Consider the following 20,427-nt stretch of genomic DNA (forward strand, 5'->3'; position numbering starts at 1 on the left):
TCGGTGCGGGCACCGGCGGTGCCGAACGCGGCGTAGTGGCCTTCCTTGATCAGCTCGCTCTCGTCCATCTTGGTCGGCGGGGCCACCCACATTTTCACGGGGATGTCGCGCTGGCCGCCCAGCAGCTTGGCCGCGGCGCGGAAGTGACCGATGTTGGTCATGCACGAACCGATGAAGGACTCGTCGATCGGGGTGCCGGCCACTTCGGACAGGAACTTGGCGTCGTCCGGGTCGTTCGGGCAACAGACGATCGGCTCCTTGATGTCGGCCAGGTCGATCTCGATCACGGCGGCGTACTCGGCGTCTTGGTCGGCTTCCAGCAGGTTGGGGTTGGCCAACCACTGTTCCACCTTCTCGATGCGGCGCGCCAGGGTCTTGGCGTCCTGGTAGCCCTCGGCGATCATGTTCTTCATCAGCACGATGTTGCTGGTGAGGTATTCCTTGATCGGCTCGGGGTTGAGCTTGATGGTGCAACCGGCGGCGGAACGCTCGGCCGACGCGTCGGACAGCTCGAACGCCTGCTCCACCTTCAGGTCCGGCAGACCTTCGATTTCCAGGATGCGGCCCGAGAACACGTTCTTCTTGCCGGCCTTGGCCACGGTCAGCAGACCGGCCTTGATGGCGTACAGCGGAATGGCGTGCACCAGGTCACGCAGGGTCACGCCCGGCTGCATCTGGCCCTTGAAGCGCACCAGCACCGACTCGGGCATGTCCAGCGGCATCACGCCGGTGGCGGCACCGAAGGCCACCAGGCCGGAACCGGCCGGGAAGGAAATGCCGATGGGGAAGCGGGTGTGCGAGTCACCGCCGGTGCCCACGGTGTCGGGCAGCAGCAGGCGGTTGAGCCAGCTGTGGATCACGCCGTCGCCCGGGCGCAGCGCCACGCCGCCGCGGTTGCTGATGAAGGCGGGCAGTTCGCGGTGGGTCTTCACGTCCACCGGCTTGGGGTAGGCGGCGGTGTGGCAGAAGGACTGCATCACCAGGTCGGCGCTGAAGCCCAGGCAGGCCAGGTCCTTCAGCTCGTCGCGGGTCATGGGGCCGGTGGTGTCTTGCGAACCCACGGTGGTCATCTTCGGCTCGCAGTAGGTGCCGGGGCGCACGCCCTGGCCTTCCGGCAGGCCGACGGCGCGGCCCACCATCTTCTGCGCCAGGGTGAAGCCGGCCTTGGACTCGACCGGCGCCTTGGGCAGGCGGAACAGGGTCGAAGCGGGCAGACCCAGGAACTCGCGCGCCTTGGCGGTCAGGCTGCGGCCAATGATCAGGTTGATGCGGCCGCCGGCGCGCACTTCGTCCAGCAGCACCTCGCTCTTGAGGGCGAACGAGGCCACTTCGGCGCCGTTCTTCAGCAGCTTGCCGTCGTAGGGCAGCACGTCGATCACGTCGCCCATTTCCAGCTGGCTCACGTCCACTTCGATCGGCAGCGAACCGGAGTCTTCCTGGGTGTTGAAGAAGATGGGGGCGATCTTGCCGCCCAGCGTCACGCCGCCGAAGCGCTTGTTCGGCACGAAGGGGATGTCCTGGCCGGTGGCCCAGATCACCGAGTTGGTGGCGGACTTGCGCGAAGAACCGGTGCCGACCACGTCGCCCACGTAGGCGACCAGGTGGCCCTTTTTCTTGAGGTCTTCGATGAACTGCATCGGGCCGCGCTTGCCGTCTTCCTCGGGCTTGAAGGCCGCGTCGGGGCGGGTGTTCTTCAGCATCGCCAGGTAGTGCAGCGGGATGTCCGGGCGGCTCCAGGCGTCGGGCGCGGGCGACAGGTCGTCGGTGTTGGTCTCGCCGGGCACCTTGAACACGGTGACGGTGATCTTCTTCTCGACTTCCGGGCGGCTGGTGAACCACTCGGCGTCGGCCCAGCTCTGCATGACTTCCTTGGCCTTGGCGTTGCCGGCCTTGGCCTTGTCGGCGACGTCGTTGAAGAAGTCGAACATCAGCAGGGTCTTCTTGAGGCCCTCGGCGGCCACGCCCGCGACTTCGGCGTCGTCCAGCAGCTCGATCAGCGGGTGCACGTTGTAGCCACCCACCATGGTGCCCAACAGTTCGGTGGCCTTGGCCTTGGAGAGCAGCGCCACGGCCACGTCCCCGTGGGCCACGGCGGCCAGGAAGCTGGCCTTGACCTTGGCGGCGTCGTCCACGCCCGGCGGCACGCGGTGGGTCAGCAGTTCCAGCAGGAACGCCTCTTCGCCGGCGGGCGGGTTCTTGATCAGCTCGATCAGCTCGGCCACTTGCTTGGCGTCCAGCGGCAGCGGCGGGATGCCCAGCGCGGCGCGCTCGGCGGCATGTTGACGGTAGGCTTGCAACATCATTGACTCCAGTGAAAAAACTTCAATCCAGACGTGGGCTCTGTGCCACGTCAAGCAAATGCGGTGCCGGGTGGCGCTTCATGGCCTCGGCCTGGGCGCGTTGCACCGGTCCGGCGCACTCGTCCACCAGGCGACGGCCGAGTTTCTGGCTCATCAGCATCGACTTGTTGGCCAGCTGCAGCCAGACCGCGCCCTGCGCCGGGTCCTCCAGGCGCACCGCGCCGGTGCTGGACGCCACCGGCCGCAGGTGAAAGCGCTGCGCCTTGAGCTGCAGGTGGAAATGGCCCGGGGCGGTCTCGTCGGCGCGCAGGCGCACGCTTTGCCCCAGTTCGCAAGGCAGGTCGCCCACGTGCACCCTGGCGGCGATGGCGTGTTCCGCCTCGGTCAGCGGCGCCAGCGTGACCGGCACCACGGGGCCGGCCGGCGCACGCGACCAGGCCAGGGGTGGCCACAGCCCTGCGCACAAGCACAGGCCGGCGACGCCTGCGCGCCAGACAGTTTCACGCATGGTTCACTCCCCCACCGGGTGCGGTTGGCCACAAATGGCGCACCGGTTCGGGCAGCACGCACCCGGTCTGGTGCGCCCGTTCCAGCACCTGCCAAAAATAACGGTAACTGGCCCGGTCGTGCAAGTGGCCCCGGTGCGAAATCGGGGCCCAGTCGGCGGCCTGGGCGGCCAACACGATCTCGGCCGCGGTGTCCACCTCCTGCGCCGGGGGCGCGAAGGCTTCCAGAATGGGCACGATCTGGTCCGGGTGGATGCTCCACATGCGGGTGTAGCCCAGCGACTGGGCCGCCTGGCGGGCGGCCTGGCGCAGGGCCTCGGTGTCCTTGAATTCGGTCACCACGCAGTGCGACGGCACCTTGCCGTGGGCGTGCGCCGCGCTGGCGATGTCGAGCTTGGCGCGCAGCACCAGCGGGTGGCTGAACTGCCCGGCCACGCCCATGCCAGCGGAAGGGATGGCCCCGCCGTGGGCGGAGACAAAATCCATCAGACCAAAGCTGAGCGACTGCACGCGCGGGTGCGCGGCAATGTCGAAGGCGCGGTGCACCGCCAGCGGCGACTCGATCAGCACGTGCAAGGGCAGTTCCCCCCCGCCGGCCGCGTCCAGAGCCTGCACGGCAAGCTCCACATCGGCCACCGACTCCACCTTGGGCACCATCAGGTAGGCCAGGCGGTCGGCCACGTTGCCCACGATGTGGGCCACATCGGCCTCGAACGCCGGGTGGTCCACCGGGTGCACGCGCACGCCCACGCGCTGACGCACCGGGCCGGACAAGTCCAGCCCCTGCACCAGTTCGGTGACCAGCGCGGCGTGCTCCGCCTCGCCGCCCACCGGGGCGCCGTCCTCGCAGTCCAGCGTCACGTCGAACACGCAGGCGCCAAGGCGCTGCACGAACTCGGCCTGCAAGGCCAGGCTCTTGCGCATGCGCACCTCCACGCCACTGTAGTGGTCGCACACCGGCAGCATGGCAGCGGCCGCTTGCGCGCCCAACAACACTTGGCGGGGGTGCATGCGTGTCCGGGCCGTGAAAATTACAGCAGGTGGGCCACGCCGGCCTGCTCGTCGGTCAGCTCTTTCAGGGTCTTGTCGATGCAAGCCTGGCTGAACGCGTCGATGGACAGGCCTTCCACGACCTTGTACTCGCCGTTTTCGCAGGTCACGGGGAAGCCGAACATCACGTCCTTCGGAATGCCGTACCAGCCCTGCGACGGGATGCCCATGGTCACCCACTTGCCGTTGGTGCCCAGGGCCCAGTCGCGCATGTGGTCGATGGCGGCGTTGGCGGCGGAAGCGGCGGAAGACAGGCCACGCGCTTCAATGATGGCGGCGCCGCGCTTGCCCACGGTCGGCAGGAACACGGTTTCGTTCCACACCTGGTCGTTGATCATGTCCTTGACGGATTCGCCGTTGATGGTGGCGAAACGGTAGTCGGCATACATGGTGGGCGAGTGGTTGCCCCACACGGCCAGTTGCTCGATGTCCTTGACGGCCTTGCCGGTCTTGGCCGCGATTTGCGACGCGGCGCGGTTGTGGTCCAGGCGCAGCATGGCGGTGAAGTTGCCGGGCTTGAGGTCCGGGGCGCTCTTCATGGCGATGTAGGCGTTGGTGTTGGCGGGGTTGCCCACCACCAGCACTTTCACGTCGCGGGAAGCCACGGCGTTCAGGGCCTTGCCCTGGGCGGTGAAGATCTGGGCGTTGGCGGCCAGCAGGTCGGCGCGCTCCATGCCGGGGCCACGCGGACGGGCACCCACCAGCAGGGCGTAGTCGGTGTCCTTGAAGGCGGTCATGGCGTCGGAATGGGCTTCCATGCCGGCCAGCAGCGGGAAGGCGCAGTCTTCCAGCTCCATCATCACGCCCTTGAGGGCTTTCTGAGCTTTTTCGTCGGGGATTTCCAGCAGCTGCAGAATCACCGGCTGGTCCTTGCCCAGCATCTCGCCCGAGGCGATGCGGAACAACAGGGCGTAACCAATTTGACCTGCGGCACCGGTGACGGCCACGCGAACGGGCTTCTTGCTCATGAAAACACTCCAGATAAGGAACGGTTGAAGAAAAACAAATCCGTGCAAGTGTACTCTGGTAAACCCGCGACCGTCAATTTGTCTTATGTCTTATATAAGATATGATTGCGTCAGCACCATGCAAGCCAACCCAGACCCCGCCAGCCCCGCGCCCAGCGACGGCCCACCGCCCGCCGGGACCGGTGTCGCCCCGAGCACGCCCGCTTTCAGCCCGCTGTACCAGCAGATCAAAACCCTGATCCTGCAGAGCCTGCAAGGGGGCGAATGGAAGCCGGGCGACCCGATCCCGAGCGAGCTGGAACTGGCCGCGCGCTACAAGGTCAGCCAGGGCACGGTGCGCAAGGCCATCGACGAGCTGGCCGCCGACAACCTGCTGGTGCGGCGCCAGGGCAAGGGCACTTTCGTCGCCACCCACGCCGAGCAGCACATCCAGTACCGCTTCCTGCGGTTGCACCCCGACATCGGCACGCTCGACAGCGAAGGCCCGGCGCAGCGCCAGATCATCGCCTGCCGCCGGCTGCGGGCACCGGTGGAGATCACCCAGGCCCTGGGCCTGCGCGGCGGCGAGCCGCTGATTCAGGTCAGCCGGGTGCTGTCGTTTGGCGACGTGCCCACCATCGCCGAAGACCTCTGGCTGCACGGCAACGCCTTCAAGGGCCTGACGCTGGAAACCCTGGCCCAGCACCAGGGCGCCATGTACGCCCTGTTCGAGACCCAGTTCGGGGTGCGCATGGTGCGCGCCGAAGAAAAGGTCAAAGCCGTGGCCGCCGACGCCGCCACCGCCGAACGGCTGCAGGTGCCCGAAGGCTCGCCACTGCTGAGCGTCGAGCGCATCGCCTACACCTACAACGACGTGCCCATGGAGTTGCGCCGCGGCCTGTACCGCACCGACAGCCACCACTACCGCAACCAACTGAGCTGAAGGGGCTTTGCATCCGGTCACCACCCGAAACCGTATGTTGCATTGCAATAGAATCCGACAGTTTTCCGTCAGCGTGATGCCCCACAGTCACATGTTGGTCATTTCACCGTCTTCAAGCCAACCGAGAGTTCTTCCATGACAGAGCTGAGCAAAAAACGGCCCGAGTTCCGCAACATCAATGCGTTCAAGGACCTGACCACCTACCGCCTGCCGGCGGCGGGCTGGGTGTCCATCCTGCACCGCGTCAGCGGCCTGCTGATGTTCCTGTTGATGCCCTTCATCATCTGGATGTTCGACACCTCCCTGTCCTCGGAAATCTCCTTCGAGACCTTCACCTCGGCCTTCAGCGCCGGCATCGGTTTCGTGCCGGGCTGGTTCGTCAAGCTGGTGGTGCTGGGCCTGATCTGGGGCTACCTGCACCACTTCATCGCCGGTGTGCGCCACCTCTACATGGACGCCACCCACAGCGTGACCAAGGAATTCGGCAAGTCGTCCGCCGTGGTCACCCTGGTGCTGGGCCTGGGCCTGACCGCCGTGCTGGGCGCCAAGCTGTTCGGCCTGTACTGATTCAACCGGAGTAAAAACCATGTCCGTCAACTACGGCTCCAAGCGCGTCGTCACCGGCGCCCACTACGGCATGCGCGACTGGCTGATGCAGCGCATCAGCGCGGGCCTCATGGCCCTGTTCACCGTGGTGCTGCTGGCCCAGGTGATCTTCTCCAGTGGCCCGATCGGCTACGAAACCTGGGCCGGCATCTTCGCCGCCCAATGGATGAAGTTCCTGACCTTCGCGGTCATCATCGCCCTGATGTGGCACGCCTTCGTCGGCGTGCGCGACATCTGGATGGACTACGTCAAACCCGTGGGCCTGCGCCTGGCTCTGCATGTGTTCACCATCGTCTGGCTGGTTGGCTGCGCCGGCTGGGCCTTTCAAGTCCTCTGGAGGCTCTGATTCATGTCGACCACTTCTTCCCTGCCCCGCCGCCGCTTTGACGTCGTGATCGTCGGCGCCGGTGGCTCCGGCATGCGCGCGTCGCTGCAACTGGCCCGCGCCGGCCTCAACGTGGCCGTGCTGTCCAAGGTGTTCCCCACCCGTTCGCACACCGTCGCTGCGCAAGGCGGTATCGGTGCCTCGCTGGGCAACATGAACGAGGACAACTGGCACTACCACTTCTACGACACTGTCAAAGGCTCCGACTGGCTCGGCGACCAGGACGCGATCGAATTCATGTGCCGCGAAGCGCCGAAGGTCGTTTACGAACTCGAGCATTTCGGCATGCCTTTCGACCGCAACCCGGACGGCACCATCTACCAGCGCCCGTTCGGCGGCCACACCGCCAACTACGGTGAAAAGGCCGTGCCGCGCGCCTGTGCCGCCGCCGACCGCACCGGCCACGCCATGCTGCACACCCTGTACCAGCAGAACGTGTCGGCCCGCACCACTTTCTTCGTGGAATGGATGGCGCTGGACCTGATCCGCAACAGCGACGGCGATGTCGTGGGCGTGACCGCGCTGGAAATGGAAACCGGCGAAACCTACATCCTCGAAGCCAAGACCGTGATGCTGGCCACCGGCGGTGCCGGCCGCATCTTCGCCGCCTCTACCAACGCCTTCATCAACACCGGTGACGGCCTGGGCATGGCGGCGCGCGCCGGCATCCCGCTGCAAGACATGGAGTTCTGGCAGTTCCACCCGACCGGCGTGTCCGGCGCGGGCGTGCTGCTGACCGAAGGCTGCCGCGGCGAAGGCGCTTACCTCGTCAACGCCGAAGGCGAACGCTTCATGGAGCGCTACGCGCCCACCCTGAAAGACCTGGCGCCGCGCGATTTCGTGTCCCGCTGCATGGACCAGGAAATCAAGGAAGGCCGGGGCTGTGGCCCGAACAAGGACCACGTGCTGCTGAACTTCAGCTACCTGGACGCCGACACCATCCACAAGCGCCTGCCGTCGGTGTACGAAATTGGCGTGAACTTCGCCAACGTCGACATCACCCGCGAGCCGATCCCCGTGGTGCCCACCATCCACTACCAGATGGGCGGCATCCCGACCAACATCAACGGCCAGGTCGTCACCCCCGACGGCAACGGTGGCCAGAAGGTGGTCAACGGCCTGTACGCGGTGGGCGAATGCTCCTGCGTGTCGGTGCACGGCGCCAACCGCCTGGGCACCAACTCGCTGCTCGACCTGCTGGTCTTCGGCCGTGCGGCCGGCAACCACATCGTTGCCAACGTCAACCCCAAGGCCGAGTTCAAGGACCTGCCCAAGGATGCGGCCGACCGCACCCTGGCCCGCCTGGCCCGCCTGGACAGCGCCACCAGCGGCGAGTACGCCCAGACCGTGGCCAACGACATGCGCGCCACCATGCAGCAGCACGCGGGCGTGTTCCGCACCCAGGCCAGCATGGACGAGGGCGTGAAGAAGATCAACGCCCTGCGCGACCGCGTGGCCAACATCGGCCTCAAGGACAAGTCCAAGGTGTTCAACACCGCCCGCATCGAGGCGCTGGAAGTCGAGAACCTGATGGAAGCCGCCCAGGCCACCATGACCTCGGCCGCCGCCCGCCACGAGTGCCGCGGCGCCCACACCGTCAACGACTACGAGCGCCCCGCCGACGACGCCGAGTTCCCGCTGGGCCGCAACGACAAGGAGTGGATGAAGCACACCTTGTGGCACAGCGCCGACAACTCGCTGACCTACAAGCCCGTCAACCTCAAGCCGCTGACGGTGGATTCCGTTCCCCCGAAGGTCCGCACCTTCTAACCGCGCACCGAGTTGGAGCACACGATGGCCAAACGCACTTTCAAGATCTACCGCTACGACCCCGAGAAGGACGCCAAGCCCTACATGCAGACCATCCAGGTCGAACTGGACGGCCAGGAGCGCATGCTGCTCGACGCGCTGATGAAGCTCAAGGAGCTGGACCCCACCATCTCCTTCCGCCGCTCCTGCCGCGAAGGCGTGTGCGGTTCGGACGCGATGAACATCAACGGCAAGAACGGTCTGGCCTGCCTGACCAACATGAACACCCTCAAGGGCGACATCGTGTTGAAGCCGCTGCCCGGCCTGCCGGTGGTGCGCGACCTGATCGTGGACATGACGCTGTTCTTCAAGCAGTACCACTCGGTCAAGCCCTACCTGATCAACCCGACCCAGCCGCCCGAGAAAGAGCGCCTGCAGAGCCCCGAAGAGCGCGAAGAGCTCAACGGCTTGTACGAGTGCATCCTGTGCGCGAGCTGCTCGACCAGCTGCCCCAGCTTCTGGTGGAACCCGGACAAGTTCGTCGGCCCGGCCGGTCTGCTGCAGGCCTACCGCTTCATCGCCGACAGCCGCGACCACGCCACCAGCGAGCGCCTGGACAACCTGGAAGACCCGTACCGCCTGTTCCGCTGCCACACCATCATGAACTGCGTCGACGTCTGCCCCAAGGGTCTGAACCCGACCAAGGCCATCGGCAAGATCAAGGAAATGATGGTGCTGCGCTCGGTCTGAGCGTGCACCGGTTTGCACCATGGACGACAACGCCCTGCTCGACGAACGCGCCCTGAGCAAGCTCAGGTGGCGTTGCCGCCGTGGATTGCTCGAAAACGACCTGTTCATCGAGCGTTTTTTTGCCAGGCACGAATCTGGCATCACCGTCCGTCAGGCCCGCGCCATGAACACCCTCATGGACCTGTCCGACAACGATCTGCTCGATCTGCTGTTGCGCCGGGTTGAACCGCAAGGCGCGCTGGCCACCGAGGAAGTCGTGGAACTGCTGGACGTGCTGCGCGCGTCCCCGGTTCATTGAAGCCCACCATTCACAAGGAAGACGAATGAAACTCGTTGACAACAAAGCCACCCTGTCGTTCAGCAACGGTGCGCCCAGCGTGGAACTGCCGGTCTACGCCGGCAACATCGGTCCGGACGTCATCGACATCCGCAAGCTGTACGCCCAGACCGGCATGTTCACCTACGACCCGGGCTTCCTGTCCACCGCGTCCTGCCAGTCGGCCATCACCTACATCGACGGCGACAAGGGCGAGTTGCTGTACCGCGGCTACCCGATCGAACAGCTGGCCACCGGCTGTGACTACCTCGACACCTGCTACCTGCTGCTCAACGGCGAACTGCCCAACGAGACCCAGCGCAAGGACTTCCACAGCCTCGTGATCAACCACACCATGGTCAACGAGCAGATGCAGTTCTTCCTGCGCGGCTTCCGCCGTGACGCGCACCCGATGGCCGTGCTGACCGGTCTGGTGGGCGGCCTGTCGGCCTTCTACCACGACAGCACCGACATCAACAACCCCGAGCACCGCCACGTCGCCGCGATCCGCCTGATCGCCAAGATGCCGACGCTCGTGGCCATGGCCTACAAGTACAAGATCGGCCAGCCCTACATGTACCCGCGCAACGACCTGTCGTACGCCGGCAACTTCCTGCGCATGATGTTCGGCACCCCGTGCGAGGAGTACAAGGTCAACCCGGTGCTGGAACGTGCCCTGGACCGCATCTTCATCCTGCACGCCGACCACGAGCAGAACGCCTCCACCTCCACCGTGCGCCTGTGCGGTTCGTCGGGCACCAACCCGTTCGCGGCCATCGCCGCCGGCGTGGCCTGCCTGTGGGGCCCGGCCCACGGCGGCGCCAACGAGGCCTGCCTGAACATGCTGGAAGAAATCCAGGCCAGCGGTGGCGTGGCCAAGGTCGGCGAGTTCATGGAGAAGGTCAAGGACAAGAACTCCGGCGTCAAACTGATGGGCTTCGGTCACCGCGTCTACAAGAACTACGACCCGCGCGCCAAACTCATGCAGGAAACCTGCAACGAGGTGCTGCAGGAACTGGGTCTGCAGAACGACCCGCTGTTCAAGCTGGCCAAGGAGCTGGAGAAGATCGCCTTGGAAGACGACTACTTCGTCAGCCGCAAGCTGTACCCGAACGTGGACTTCTACTCCGGCATCGTGCAGCGCGCCATTGGCATCCCGGTGAACCTGTTCACCGGCATCTTCGCCCTGGCCCGCACCGTGGGCTGGATCGCCCAGCTCAACGAGATGATCAGCGACCCCGAGTACAAGATCGGCCGCCCGCGCCAGCTGTTCACCGGTTCGCCGCGCCGCGACGTGCCGCCGCTGGCCCAGCGTTGAGGCCAAGGGGCCCAGCCCCTGCCCCTTGCACGAAAGCCCGCGCCCGCGGGCTTTCGCTTTCCTGCGCCTAAAATAGGCGGTCCGAGCGGTACCGCCCGGCCCCTATTCCAAAGATTGCCACACATGGGACGCACCCTTTACGACAAGATCTGGGACGAGCACGTTGTCCACACCGAGGAAGACGGCACCGCGGTGCTCTACATCGACCGCCACCTGGTGCACGAAGTCACCAGCCCGCAGGCGTTTGAAGGCCTGCGCGTGGCCGGCCGCAAGCTCTGGCGCGTCAGCTCGGTGGTGGCCACCGCCGACCACAACACCCCGACCACCGGCTGGGAACTGGGCTACGACGGCATCGCCGATCCCATCAGCAAGGAACAGATCACCACGTTGGACAGCAACATCGCCGAGTTCGGCGCGGCGGCGTTCTTCCCCTTCATGAGCCAGCGCCAGGGCATCGTGCACGTGGTGGGCCCGGAAAACGGCGCCACCCTGCCCGGTATGACCGTGGTCTGTGGCGACAGCCACACCTCCACCCACGGTGCCTTTGGCGCGCTGGCCCACGGCATCGGCACCTCCGAGGTCGAGCACGTGATGGCGACCCAGACCCTGCTGGCCAAAAAGGCCAAGAACATGCTGGTCAAGGTCGAAGGCCAACTGCCCCAAGGCTGCGGCGCCAAAGACATCGTGCTGGCCATCATCGGCAAGATCGGCACCGCCGGTGGCACCGGCTACACCATCGAATTCGGTGGCAGCGCCATCCGCGCGCTGAGCATGGAAGGCCGCATGACGGTGTGCAACATGGCCATTGAAGGCGGCGCCCGCGCCGGCCTGGTGGCGGTGGACGACAAAACCCTGGAGTACGTCAAAGGCCGCCCCATGGCCCCGACCGGGGTCGAGTGGGACCAGGCCGTGGCCCACTGGCGCACCCTGCATTCCGACCCGGACGCGGTGTTCGACACCGTGGTCGAGCTCAACGCCGCCGAGATCCTGCCGCAGGTGACCTGGGGCACCTCGCCCGAAATGGTGCTGCCGGTGACCGCCGCCGTGCCCGACCCGGACCAGGAAAAGGACCCGAACAAGCGCAACGCCATGGAGCGCGCCCTGACCTACATGGGCCTGCAACCGGGCAAGGCGCTGGCCGACATCCACGTCGACAAGGTGTTCATCGGCTCTTGCACCAACAGCCGCATCGAGGACATGCGCGAGGCCGCCGCGGTGGTGAAGAAGCTGGGCCAGAAAGTCGCCAAGGACGTGAAGCTGGCCATGGTGGTGCCGGGTTCTGGTCTGGTCAAGGCCCAGGCCGAACGCGAGGGTCTGCACGAGATTTTCAAGGCCGCGGGCTTTGAATGGCGCGAGCCCGGCTGCTCCATGTGCCTGGCCATGAACGCCGACCGGCTGGAGCCGGGCGAGCGCTGCGCCAGCACCAGCAACCGCAACTTCGAAGGCCGCCAGGGCGCGGGTGGGCGCACCCACCTGGTCAGCCCGGCCATGGCCGCCGCCGCCGCCATCCACGGCCATTTCGTCGACATCCGTCAGTTCGCCTGACCCCCCACCGAAAGGAACCCTGCCATGAAAAAGACCTATGCGCTGATGATCTCCGTCCTGGCTCTGGTGGCCCTGACGGGTTGCAACACCGTGGCCGGCATCGGCAAAGACGTTCAAAAAGGCGGTCAGGTCCTCCAAGACGCCGCGAAGTAAGCCAGCATGCAGCAATTCACCGTGCACCAGGGCCTGGTGGCCCCCATGGACCGCGAGAACGTCGACACCGACGCCATCATCCCCAAGCAGTTTCTGAAGTCGATCCGCAAGACCGGCTTTGGCCCCAACCTGTTCGACGAGTGGCGCTACCTGGACCAGCCGGGCCAGCCCGGCGTGCCGGAAAGCCAACGCACGCCCAACCCGGACTTTGTGCTGAACCAGCCGCGCTACCAGGGCGCCTCCATTCTGTTGGCGCGCAAGAATTTCGGCTGCGGCTCCAGCCGCGAACACGCGCCCTGGGCCATCGACCAGTACGGCTTTCGCGCCGTCATCGCGCCGAGTTTTGCCGACATCTTCTTCAACAACTGCTTCAAGAACGGTCTGCTGCCCATCGTGCTGCCCGAGGCCACGGTGAGCCAGCTGTTCGACGCGGTCCACGCCTTCCCCGGCTACCGGCTGACCATCGACCTGGAGCGCCAGGTCATCGTGCAGCCGCAGGGCGAGGAGATCCCCTTCGAGGTGCAGCCCTTCCGCAAATACTGCCTGCTCAACGGGCTCGACGACATCGGTCTGACGCTGCGCCACAAGGACAAGATCCAGGCCTACGAGGCCGAGCGCCTGGCCACCAAGCCCTGGCTGGCCCGCACCTTCGTCGGCTGAAACGCCCACGTCCCTCCGTCCGCAGTCCCCTCGGGGGCTGCCACCGTGTTCCCTCATTGGCGTCCGTGGCGCCCACCCCAGATGAAGATCGCAGTTCTCCCCGGTGACGGCATCGGCACCGAAATCGTCACCGAAGCCGTCAAGGTCCTCCACGCCCTCGACCTCCCGTTCGAGATGGAACAGGCACTGGTCGGAGGTGCGGCCTTCGACGCCCACGGCCACCCCCTGCCCGAATCCACCCTGAAGCTGGCCATGGACAGCGACGCGGTGCTGTTCGGCGCCGTGGGCGACTGGAAGTACGACACGCTGGACCGCCCGCTGCGCCCCGAGCAAGCCATTCTGGGCCTGCGCAAGCACATGGGGCTGTTCGCCAACTTCCGCCCGGCCATCTGCTACGAGCAGTTGGTGGGCGCGTCCAGCCTCAAGCCCGAGCTGATCGCGGGCCTGGACATCCTGATCATCCGTGAACTGACCGGCGACATTTATTTCGGCCAACCCCGCGGTCGCCGCGTGGCCACCGACGGGCACTTCCCCGGCGCGGAAGAAGCCTTCGACACCATGCGCTACTCCAAGCCGGAGATCGAGCGCATCGCCCACGTGGCCTTCCAGGCCGCACGCAAGCGCAACAAGAAGGTCACCAGCGTGGACAAGGCCAACGTGCTGGAAACTTTCCAATTCTGGAAGGACGTGGTCACCGAGGTGCACGCGCAGTACCCCGACGTGGAACTCCAGCACATGTACGTGGACAACGCCGCCATGCAGCTGGTGAAGGCGCCCAAGGCGTTTGACGTGCTGGTGACCGGCAACATGTTCGGCGACATCCTGTCCGACGAAGCCTCCATGCTGACCGGCTCCATCGGCATGCTGCCTTCGGCCAGCCTGAACGCCAAGGGCCAGGGCTTGTACGAACCCAGCCACGGCAGCGCCCCCGACATCGCCGGCAAGGGCGTGGCCAACCCGCTGGCCACCATTCTGAGCGCGGCCATGATGCTGCGCTTCAGCCTGAACCAGCCCGAAGCGGCCGACCGCATCGAAGCGGCCGTGCAACAGGTGCTGGCCCAAGGGCTGCGCACCCCCGACATCTACAGCGCAGGCACCACCAAGGTGGGCACCGCGCAAATGGGCGATGCGGTGCTCAAAGCCCTGGGCTGAGCACCTCCGCCCAAGGAGTCGTGGGCCACTGAAGACCGTGGCTCACTCCTTTTCCATGTCCAGGTAGGTGCGGTTGGCCAACTGCGGCAGCCACACGTCTGCGTGCAGCAGGTACTGGAACGGCGCCGGGTCCAGGGATTTGATGGCGCTGTCCATGTCCTGCATGTCCTCCAGCGCCTGGCCCATGTGTTGGCGCAGGGCCCGCAGCAGGTCACGCGTGTCTTTCTGGGCCTGTGCCAAGGTGGTGGGCCCGCCGTGCCCGGGGACGATGGTGCGGGGCTGCAGCGCTTCCAGTGCCGCAAACGAGTCCAGCCATGGCTGGGTGCGGCTGGCCGGGTTCATCCCCAGCATCCGTTCCACGTAAACCACGTCGCCCGCAAACGCCACCTGTGACGCGGGCAGCCACAGGAGGATGTCGCCTGGCGTGTGGCCACCGCCACGGTGCAGCACACGGATGTCTGTGCCACCCAGCGACAGGGTGTTCTCGGGCCCCTCCAGCCAACGGCTCGGCAGGGTGGGCACGGTGCCCCTGAGCTTGTCTTTCAGAATCGGTCGCAGCCGCCCCACCATCTGCCCGCCAGCGTCCTGCATGTGGGTGCGGCCCGCCACATGGGCCAGGATTTCTGCCCCCTGTTCCTTGAAGTAGCCGTTGCCCAGCCAGCGGTGGTCCTGGTTGCCGGTGTTGATCACCCAGCGTATGGGCTGGTCTGTGACTTGGCGGGCCGCCGCGGCCACCTTCTGGGCACCGCGGTAACTGGCCCCGCTGTCGATCAGCACCGCGCCGGCGCTGGTCACCACCAGCCCCAGATTGGCGTTGATGGCGTCGTTGTCGTAGCTGCGGCCACCCGTGTCCCCAATGAAGGCGAACACGCCTTCGGCGACCGGTTGGAACACGATGTCGCGCGCCATGGCGGGCACGGCCCACAAGGCGCACAGCAGCAACCACGTGCCCTTCACCCACCGATTTCTGAACATGGCGTCTCCCAAGGGTTGTGTGCCCTGCACCCAGGGCCCCAGCCACCGGGGTCTGATCAGGGGCCCAGGCGCTGTAAGCGTACGACAGGAATCATTACATTACAATCGGGGCATGTTTGCCGCCTGCCCGTTCGCCCTGAACACCGCTGCTGCCGCCCAGGCAGGCGGGGCCGTGCGCGCAATCACCACCAAAACCACGACCATTATTAAGAGCTGATCGGCTCCGGTATCGTCGTGCGCCCTTCCTGGCCCAGACGAGCCGGGGTAAACAGGTCTGGTCTGGACCGTTTTTGTTTCACTTGAAAGGGCGTTTGACATGAGCAAGTTGGTAGGTTTGGTCGGCTGGCGCGGCATGGTCGGCTCGGTGTTGATGGACCGCATGGTCGCCGAGGGCGATTTCGAGCACATCGAACCCATTTTCTTTTCCACGTCCAACACCGGCGGCCCCGCCCCGGCGATGGCCAAGGCGCACCAGACGCTGCAGGACGCGAACGACATCGCGGCGCTGGCCCAGTGCGACATCGTGATCACCTGCCAGGGCGGCGACTACACCAAAGAGGTGTTCCCCAAGCTGCGCGCCAGCGGCTGGCAAGGCCACTGGATCGACGCGGCCTCGTCGCTGCGCATGGAGTCCGACGCCGTCATCGTCCTGGACCCGGTGAACGATGGCGTGATCCGCAAGGCGCTGGCCGCCGGCGGCAAGAACTGGATCGGCGGCAACTGCACCAACTCCATCCTGTTGATGGGGCTGGGCGGGCTGTTCCGTGAAGGGCTGGTGGAGTGGGTCAGCTCCATGACCTACCAGGCCGCTTCCGGCGGTGGCGCCAACCACATGCGCGAACTGCTCAAGGGCATGGGCGTGGTGCACGCCGCCGTGGCCGACGAACTGGCCACGCCCGCCTCCGCCATCCTGGAGATCGACCGCAAGGTCGCCCAGACCATCCGCGAAGACGTGCCGACCGAGTTCTTCGGCGCCCCGCTGGCCGGTGGCCTGATCCCCTGGATCGACGTGCAGTTGCCCAACGGCCAGTCCAAGGAGGAATGGAAAGGCCAGGCCGAGGTCAACAAGATCCTGGGCACCGAGCAAACCATTCCGGTGGACGGCCTGTGCGTGCGCATCGGCGCCATGCGCTGCCACAGCCTGGCGCTGACGCTCAAGCTGAAGAAGGACCTGCCTCTCGAAGACATCGAGTCCATCATCAAGAGCGGCAACCCCTGGGTGAAGTGGGTGCCGAACGACCGCGCCATCACCGTCAAGGAACTCACCCCCGCCGCCATCACCGGCGGCCTGGAAGTGGGCGTGGGCCGCGTGCGCAAGCTCAACATGGGCCCCGAGTATGTGTCCGCCTTCGTGATCGGCGACCAGCTGCTCTGGGGCGCGGCCGAACCGCTGCGCCGCATGCTGCGCATTTTGCTGGACGCGTGAGGGTATAGTCACACCCCAGGCACCGCCCCCGTGGCTGCAACGCAACGGTGGGCGGTCTGTGGCGGCCCTGCGGCGCCACGGGCAGCGCTCATGCTGCGCCTGAGCTTGTCACCATAAGGCGTTGATGCTATGGTGATTTCTCGCCACACACGGTAGGGGATTTCGTGCACCACAAGCCTAGCAACCAACAGACCGCATCGACCACCCCGAGGCAGACCCCCGGCGGCCCGCGCGGCATTCTGCGCAGCGTGGCCGGGGCGGTGGCGCTGGTCACCGCGCTGACCGCGGGCAACGCCTGGGCCCTGGCCCTGGGCCGGGTGTCGGTGCAGTCGCTGTTGGGCGAACCGCTGCGGGCCGAGATCGATGTCCCCTCCATCACCCCCGACGAAGCCGCCAGCCTGCAGATCGGTGTGGCGCCGCTGGAGCGCTTTCGCGCCGCCAGCATGGACTACAACCCCTTGCTGGGCGACCTGGCCTTTGAGCTGGTGCAGCGGCCCGACGGCCGCACCGTGGTCCGGATGCGCAGCAACCGGGTGGTGAACGAACCCTTCCTCGACCTGGTGTTGCAGGCGTCCTGGGCCAACGGCCAGTTGCTGCGTGGCTACACCCTGCTGTTCGACCCGCCGAACCTGCGCGCCGCCGCGGCCGCACCGCTGCTGCCGGCCGTGACGGCCCCGGCCCGGGCCCCCAGTCCGCCCCCTGCCAGCGCCACCGCGGCCACCCCACCGCGGGCAACCGCCCCCGCCCGCCCGTCGGCCCCGGCAGCCGCCGCGCCGGTGCCGGCCGCCGACACGGCGACGCGCCAGGTCCAGGTCGTGCGCGGCGACACCGCCGGCCGCATCGCGGCGGCGCACAAGCCCGCCGAGGTGAGCCTGGAACAGATGCTGGTGGGCCTGCTGCGCGCCAACCCGTCGGCCTTTGCGGGCCAGAACGTGAACCGGCTCAAGGCCGGCGTGGTGCTCGACCTGCCCGACAGCCAGTCCGTGGCGGCCATCGACCCCCAGGAAGCGCGGCGCCTGATCTCGGCGCAAAGCCGCGACTTCAACGAGTACCGGCGCCGCCTGGCCGCGGCCACACCGACCCAGGCCGCCCCCGAACGCGCCGCCGCCGGCCAGGTGCAGACCGAGGTCACCGACACCCGGCCGACCGAGGCCGCCGCCGACAAGCTCACCCTGTCCAAAGCGGTCGATGCGGCCCGCGACAGCGCCGAAGCCCAGATCGCCCAGGCCCGCCAGCGCGACGCCGCCGCCGACCGACAGCAAGAACTGGCCCGCAACCTGGAACAGCTGGAGCAGTTGCGCGCCAGCACCGCCCCGGCCGACGCGCCCCCGCCACCGACCGACAGCCCGACCGAGCCGACCGCGGCCCCAGCCTTGCCGGTGGCGCCACCGCTGCCCGTGCCAGCGCCCGAACCCGCTCCTGCGCCCGCACCTGCATCCACCCCGCCAACGGCACCGCCGCCCGCGGCCAGCGCCGGCTTCCTGGCCGAGCTGCTGGGTCACCCCTGGGCCCTGCCCGGGGCCGGTGGTGCCGCGGCCCTCCTCGGCTTGCTGGTGTTGTTGCGTCTGCGCCAGCGCAAGGCCGCCGCCCTGCCCGACGACGACAGCCCGGATGCCGCCCAGAGCGAGGCCGAGGGCCAGTCGGTCGACACCAGCGAAGACGCCCCGGTGTCGTCCATGATGTACTCGCCCAGCCAGCTCGACGCCGGCGGTGACGTGGACCCGGTGGCCGAGGCCGACGTGTACCTGGCCTATGGCCGCGACCAGCAGGCCGAGGAAATCCTGCGCGAAGCCCTGCGGCTGCACCCCGACCGCCTGCCGGTGCGGGCCAAGCTGCTGGAGATCCTGGCGCAGCGCGCCGACACCGATGCCTACCACACCGAGGCCCAGGCGTTGTACGACCTGACCTTTGGCGAAGGGCCGGAGTGGGCCGCCGCCCGCGACGCCGGCCGCGTGTTGGACCCCGCCAACCCGTTGTACCAGGCCGGCGCCCCCGCGGCTGCACCCGCGACGGTCGAGACCCCCGACATCGACCTCGGTTTTGGCGAGTCGGCCCAGGCCACCGAACCGAGCACCGACCCCGCCGGGCCCGCGACCGTACCCGCTGAAACAGCCACCGCGCCCAGCGCCGACATCGACTTTGATTTCGACCTCACCGAGCCCAGCACCCCGGCCGAGCCCGCGGTCGATCTGGACCTGGGCAGCGCCAGCGCCCCGGCACCGGCCAGCGCCGCCACGCCCGAGCCGGCCCGCGAAGACGATGGTCTGGCCTTCGACCTCGACCTGACCGCGGCCGAGCCCGTGGCGCCCGAAGCCCCGCCCCTCGCGGCCCCCCCTGCCGCGGCCGACAGCGGCCTGGACTTCGACTTCGACCTGAGCGAGGTGCCCAACACCGCGCCGGCCGAGGTGCCGGCACCGGCCGAACTGCCGGCCGAGGTGCGCGACCTGTCGCTCGACCTCGACCTGGACGGCCTGGACAACGCCGCCCCGGCCTCCGCAGCCACGGCCACGGCCAGTCCCGACCCGCTGGCCGACTTCGACGACCTCTCCAACCTGGAAGTGGACGAAGGCGGCAGCGCCGACCCGCTGGAAACCAAGCTCTCGCTGGCACGCGAGTTCGAAGCCATCGGCGACACCGACGGCGCCCGCTCGCTGGCCGAGGAGGTGGAGGTCGAGGCCACCGGCGATCTGCAGGCCCGCGCCCGCGCCTTCCTGGCCCAGTTGGGTTGACGCGCGACCAGACGGAACCGGCTTGAGGATCGCGCTCGGCATCAGCTACCTGGGCACGGCCTACCAGGGCTGGCAAAGCCAACCCAGCGGCCTGACGGTGCAGGACCGGCTCGAAGCGGCGCTGGCCCAGTTTGCCCACGTGCCCGCCATCGCCACCGTCTGCGCCGGCCGCACCGACGCCGGCGTGCACGGCCTGATGCAGGTGGCCCACTTCGACACCGAGGTGCTGCGCCCGGCCAACGCCTGGGTACGTGGCACCAACCGCTACCTGCCCACCGACATCGCGGTGCAGTGGGCGCAGCCGGTGCCCGACGCCTTCCATTCGCGCGCCGCCGCCGTGGCGCGCCGCTACAGCTATGTGTTGCTGGAGTCGCCGGTGCGGCCCAGCCTGGAAACCGGCCGCGTGGGCTGGGTGTTCCGCCCACTGGACCACGCCGCCATGGAAGCGGCGGCGCAACACCTCGTGGGGGAACACGACTTCACGTCTTTCCGCGCGGCGCAGTGCCAGGCGCTGTCGCCGGTCAAGCGGTTGCACCGGGTGCAGATCGAACGCCGCGGTGCCTATTGGCGCTTCGGTTTCGAGGGCAACGCCTTCCTGCACCACATGATCCGCAACATCATGGGCTGCCTGGTGGCGGTGGGCCAGGGCCTGCGCCCGCCCGATTGGATGGCCCAGGTGCGCGACGCCCGCAGCCGCGACGCCGCCGCCCCCACCTTCGCCCCCGACGGCCTCTACTTCCTGGGGCCGGTGTACGCCCCACACTGGGGCCTGCCCAGCCACGCCCCCAACATCGACTGGTTGCCCGGCCCATGACCCGCACCCGCATCAAAATCTGTGGCCTCACGCGCGAGGCCGACGTGGCCCACGCCGCCCGCGCCGGGGCCGACGCCATCGGCTTCGTGCTCTACCCACCCAG

General features: G+C 67.3%; 19 protein-coding genes and 1 pseudogene. 15 read left to right on the forward strand and 5 right to left on the reverse strand.

Annotation, left to right across the window (positions count from 1 at the left end):
- From acnB to HA630_RS06190, 4 genes are all read right to left on the reverse strand, one after another.
- The coding region (acnB, locus tag HA630_RS06175; RefSeq protein ID WP_166833329.1) for a bifunctional aconitate hydratase 2/2-methylisocitrate dehydratase at positions 1-2,300 on the reverse strand (2,300 nt) is incomplete at its 3' end.
- Positions 2,301-2,322: 22 nt separating this feature from the next.
- Positions 2,323-2,808: a hypothetical protein gene (locus HA630_RS06180; RefSeq protein WP_166833331.1), complete on the reverse strand. Its 486-nt coding sequence runs from the start codon at positions 2,806-2,808 to the stop codon at positions 2,323-2,325.
- A complete protein-coding gene (locus tag HA630_RS06185; RefSeq protein WP_166833333.1) occupies positions 2,801-3,817 on the reverse strand; it encodes a CoA ester lyase in 1,017 nt (338 codons plus the stop codon). The genes HA630_RS06180 and HA630_RS06185 overlap by 8 nt, the downstream gene beginning before the upstream one ends.
- A 20-nt stretch (positions 3,818-3,837) precedes the next feature.
- Positions 3,838-4,824: a malate dehydrogenase gene (locus tag HA630_RS06190; RefSeq protein ID WP_166833335.1), complete on the reverse strand. Its 987-nt coding sequence runs from the start codon at positions 4,822-4,824 to the stop codon at positions 3,838-3,840.
- Between the two features lie 118 nt (positions 4,825-4,942).
- Between HA630_RS06190 and HA630_RS06195 the strand changes: the two genes are divergently transcribed.
- From HA630_RS06195 to leuB, 11 genes are all read left to right on the forward strand, one after another.
- Positions 4,943-5,746, forward strand: a complete 804-nt coding sequence (locus tag HA630_RS06195) for a GntR family transcriptional regulator (RefSeq protein ID WP_166833337.1) — start codon at positions 4,943-4,945, stop codon at positions 5,744-5,746.
- A gap of 135 nt (positions 5,747-5,881) precedes the next feature.
- Positions 5,882-6,313: a succinate dehydrogenase, cytochrome b556 subunit gene (gene sdhC / locus HA630_RS06200; RefSeq protein ID WP_166833339.1), complete on the forward strand. Its 432-nt coding sequence runs from the start codon at positions 5,882-5,884 to the stop codon at positions 6,311-6,313.
- A 19-nt stretch (positions 6,314-6,332) separates the two neighbouring features.
- Complete coding sequence (gene sdhD / locus HA630_RS06205; protein ID WP_166833341.1) at positions 6,333-6,698, forward strand: succinate dehydrogenase, hydrophobic membrane anchor protein; 366 nt, start codon at positions 6,333-6,335, stop codon at positions 6,696-6,698.
- Positions 6,699-6,701: 3 nt separating this feature from the next.
- Positions 6,702-8,507 carry a succinate dehydrogenase flavoprotein subunit gene (gene sdhA, locus HA630_RS06210; protein WP_166833343.1) on the forward strand — a complete coding sequence of 602 codons (1,806 nt, stop codon included), beginning with the start codon at positions 6,702-6,704 and terminating at the stop codon, positions 8,505-8,507.
- A 24-nt stretch (positions 8,508-8,531) separates the two neighbouring features.
- A complete protein-coding gene (locus HA630_RS06215) occupies positions 8,532-9,236 on the forward strand; it encodes a succinate dehydrogenase iron-sulfur subunit (protein ID WP_166833345.1) in 705 nt (234 codons plus the stop codon).
- Between the two features lie 19 nt (positions 9,237-9,255).
- Positions 9,256-9,534 (forward strand): succinate dehydrogenase assembly factor 2, encoded by a 279-nt coding sequence (locus HA630_RS06220; RefSeq protein ID WP_166833347.1) that lies wholly within the window; start codon positions 9,256-9,258, stop codon positions 9,532-9,534.
- Between the two features lie 25 nt (positions 9,535-9,559).
- Entirely contained in the window at positions 9,560-10,870 is a 1,311-nt protein-coding gene (gltA, locus tag HA630_RS06225) for a citrate synthase (RefSeq protein WP_166833349.1), read from the forward strand.
- Positions 10,871-10,993: 123 nt separating this feature from the next.
- On the forward strand, positions 10,994-12,415 hold the full coding sequence (leuC, locus tag HA630_RS06230; protein WP_166833351.1) for a 3-isopropylmalate dehydratase large subunit: 1,422 nt from the start codon (positions 10,994-10,996) through the stop codon (positions 12,413-12,415).
- A gap of 24 nt (positions 12,416-12,439) precedes the next feature.
- Entirely contained in the window at positions 12,440-12,568 is a 129-nt protein-coding gene (locus HA630_RS06235; protein ID WP_166833353.1) for an entericidin A/B family lipoprotein, read from the forward strand.
- 6 nt (positions 12,569-12,574) lie between these two features.
- Positions 12,575-13,228, forward strand: coding sequence for a 3-isopropylmalate dehydratase small subunit (gene leuD, locus HA630_RS06240; RefSeq protein WP_166833355.1), 654 nt, complete (start codon positions 12,575-12,577; stop codon positions 13,226-13,228).
- Positions 13,229-13,309: 81 nt separating this feature from the next.
- Entirely contained in the window at positions 13,310-14,380 is a 1,071-nt protein-coding gene (gene leuB / locus HA630_RS06245) for a 3-isopropylmalate dehydrogenase (RefSeq protein ID WP_166833357.1), read from the forward strand.
- Positions 14,381-14,422: 42 nt separating this feature from the next.
- Here the strand turns inward: leuB and HA630_RS06250 are convergent, their stop codons facing one another.
- On the reverse strand, positions 14,423-15,337 hold the full coding sequence (locus HA630_RS06250; protein ID WP_371809212.1) for an MBL fold metallo-hydrolase: 915 nt from the start codon (positions 15,335-15,337) through the stop codon (positions 14,423-14,425).
- Between the two features lie 334 nt (positions 15,338-15,671).
- Between HA630_RS06250 and asd the strand changes: the two genes are divergently transcribed.
- The 4 genes and pseudogenes from asd to HA630_RS23455 form a co-directional block, all read left to right on the forward strand.
- The gene (gene asd / locus HA630_RS06255) at positions 15,672-16,781 is read left to right on the forward strand and encodes an aspartate-semialdehyde dehydrogenase (RefSeq protein ID WP_166833361.1); all 1,110 of its coding nucleotides are present in this window, start codon (positions 15,672-15,674) and stop codon (positions 16,779-16,781) included.
- A 164-nt stretch (positions 16,782-16,945) separates the two neighbouring features.
- On the forward strand, positions 16,946-19,510 hold the full coding sequence (locus HA630_RS06260; protein ID WP_371809213.1) for a FimV/HubP family polar landmark protein: 2,565 nt from the start codon (positions 16,946-16,948) through the stop codon (positions 19,508-19,510).
- Between the two features lie 22 nt (positions 19,511-19,532).
- On the forward strand, positions 19,533-20,324 hold the full coding sequence (gene truA, locus HA630_RS06265; protein ID WP_166833363.1) for a tRNA pseudouridine(38-40) synthase TruA: 792 nt from the start codon (positions 19,533-19,535) through the stop codon (positions 20,322-20,324).
- Positions 20,321-20,427: pseudogene (locus HA630_RS23455) on the forward strand (N-(5'-phosphoribosyl)anthranilate isomerase); the annotation flags it as partial. The gene truA and the pseudogene HA630_RS23455, both read left to right, overlap by 4 nt.

The organism is Aquabacterium sp. A08 (genome assembly GCF_011742065.1).

What these genes read in the sequence shown, in the direction of transcription:
- HA630_RS06235 (WP_166833353.1), top strand. Translation starts at nt 12,440, where the DNA reads ATGAAAAAGACCTATGCGCTGATGATCTCCGTCCTGGCTCTGGTGGCC.
- leuB (WP_166833357.1), top strand. Translation starts at nt 13,310, where the DNA reads ATGAAGATCGCAGTTCTCCCCGGTGACGGCATCGGCACCGAAATCGTC.
- sdhC (WP_166833339.1), top strand. Translation starts at nt 5,882, where the DNA reads ATGACAGAGCTGAGCAAAAAACGGCCCGAGTTCCGCAACATCAATGCG.
- sdhA (WP_166833343.1), top strand. Translation starts at nt 6,702, where the DNA reads ATGTCGACCACTTCTTCCCTGCCCCGCCGCCGCTTTGACGTCGTGATC.
- HA630_RS06180 (WP_166833331.1), bottom strand. Translation starts at nt 2,808, where the DNA reads ATGCGTGAAACTGTCTGGCGCGCAGGCGTCGCCGGCCTGTGCTTGTGC.
- sdhD (WP_166833341.1), top strand. Translation starts at nt 6,333, where the DNA reads ATGTCCGTCAACTACGGCTCCAAGCGCGTCGTCACCGGCGCCCACTAC.
- leuC (WP_166833351.1), top strand. Translation starts at nt 10,994, where the DNA reads ATGGGACGCACCCTTTACGACAAGATCTGGGACGAGCACGTTGTCCAC.
- HA630_RS06185 (WP_166833333.1), bottom strand. Translation starts at nt 3,817, where the DNA reads ATGCACCCCCGCCAAGTGTTGTTGGGCGCGCAAGCGGCCGCTGCCATG.
- HA630_RS06215 (WP_166833345.1), top strand. Translation starts at nt 8,532, where the DNA reads ATGGCCAAACGCACTTTCAAGATCTACCGCTACGACCCCGAGAAGGAC.
- HA630_RS06190 (WP_166833335.1), bottom strand. Translation starts at nt 4,824, where the DNA reads ATGAGCAAGAAGCCCGTTCGCGTGGCCGTCACCGGTGCCGCAGGTCAA.
- HA630_RS06195 (WP_166833337.1), top strand. Translation starts at nt 4,943, where the DNA reads ATGCAAGCCAACCCAGACCCCGCCAGCCCCGCGCCCAGCGACGGCCCA.
- HA630_RS06220 (WP_166833347.1), top strand. Translation starts at nt 9,256, where the DNA reads ATGGACGACAACGCCCTGCTCGACGAACGCGCCCTGAGCAAGCTCAGG.
- gltA (WP_166833349.1), top strand. Translation starts at nt 9,560, where the DNA reads ATGAAACTCGTTGACAACAAAGCCACCCTGTCGTTCAGCAACGGTGCG.
- asd (WP_166833361.1), top strand. Translation starts at nt 15,672, where the DNA reads ATGAGCAAGTTGGTAGGTTTGGTCGGCTGGCGCGGCATGGTCGGCTCG.
- leuD (WP_166833355.1), top strand. Translation starts at nt 12,575, where the DNA reads ATGCAGCAATTCACCGTGCACCAGGGCCTGGTGGCCCCCATGGACCGC.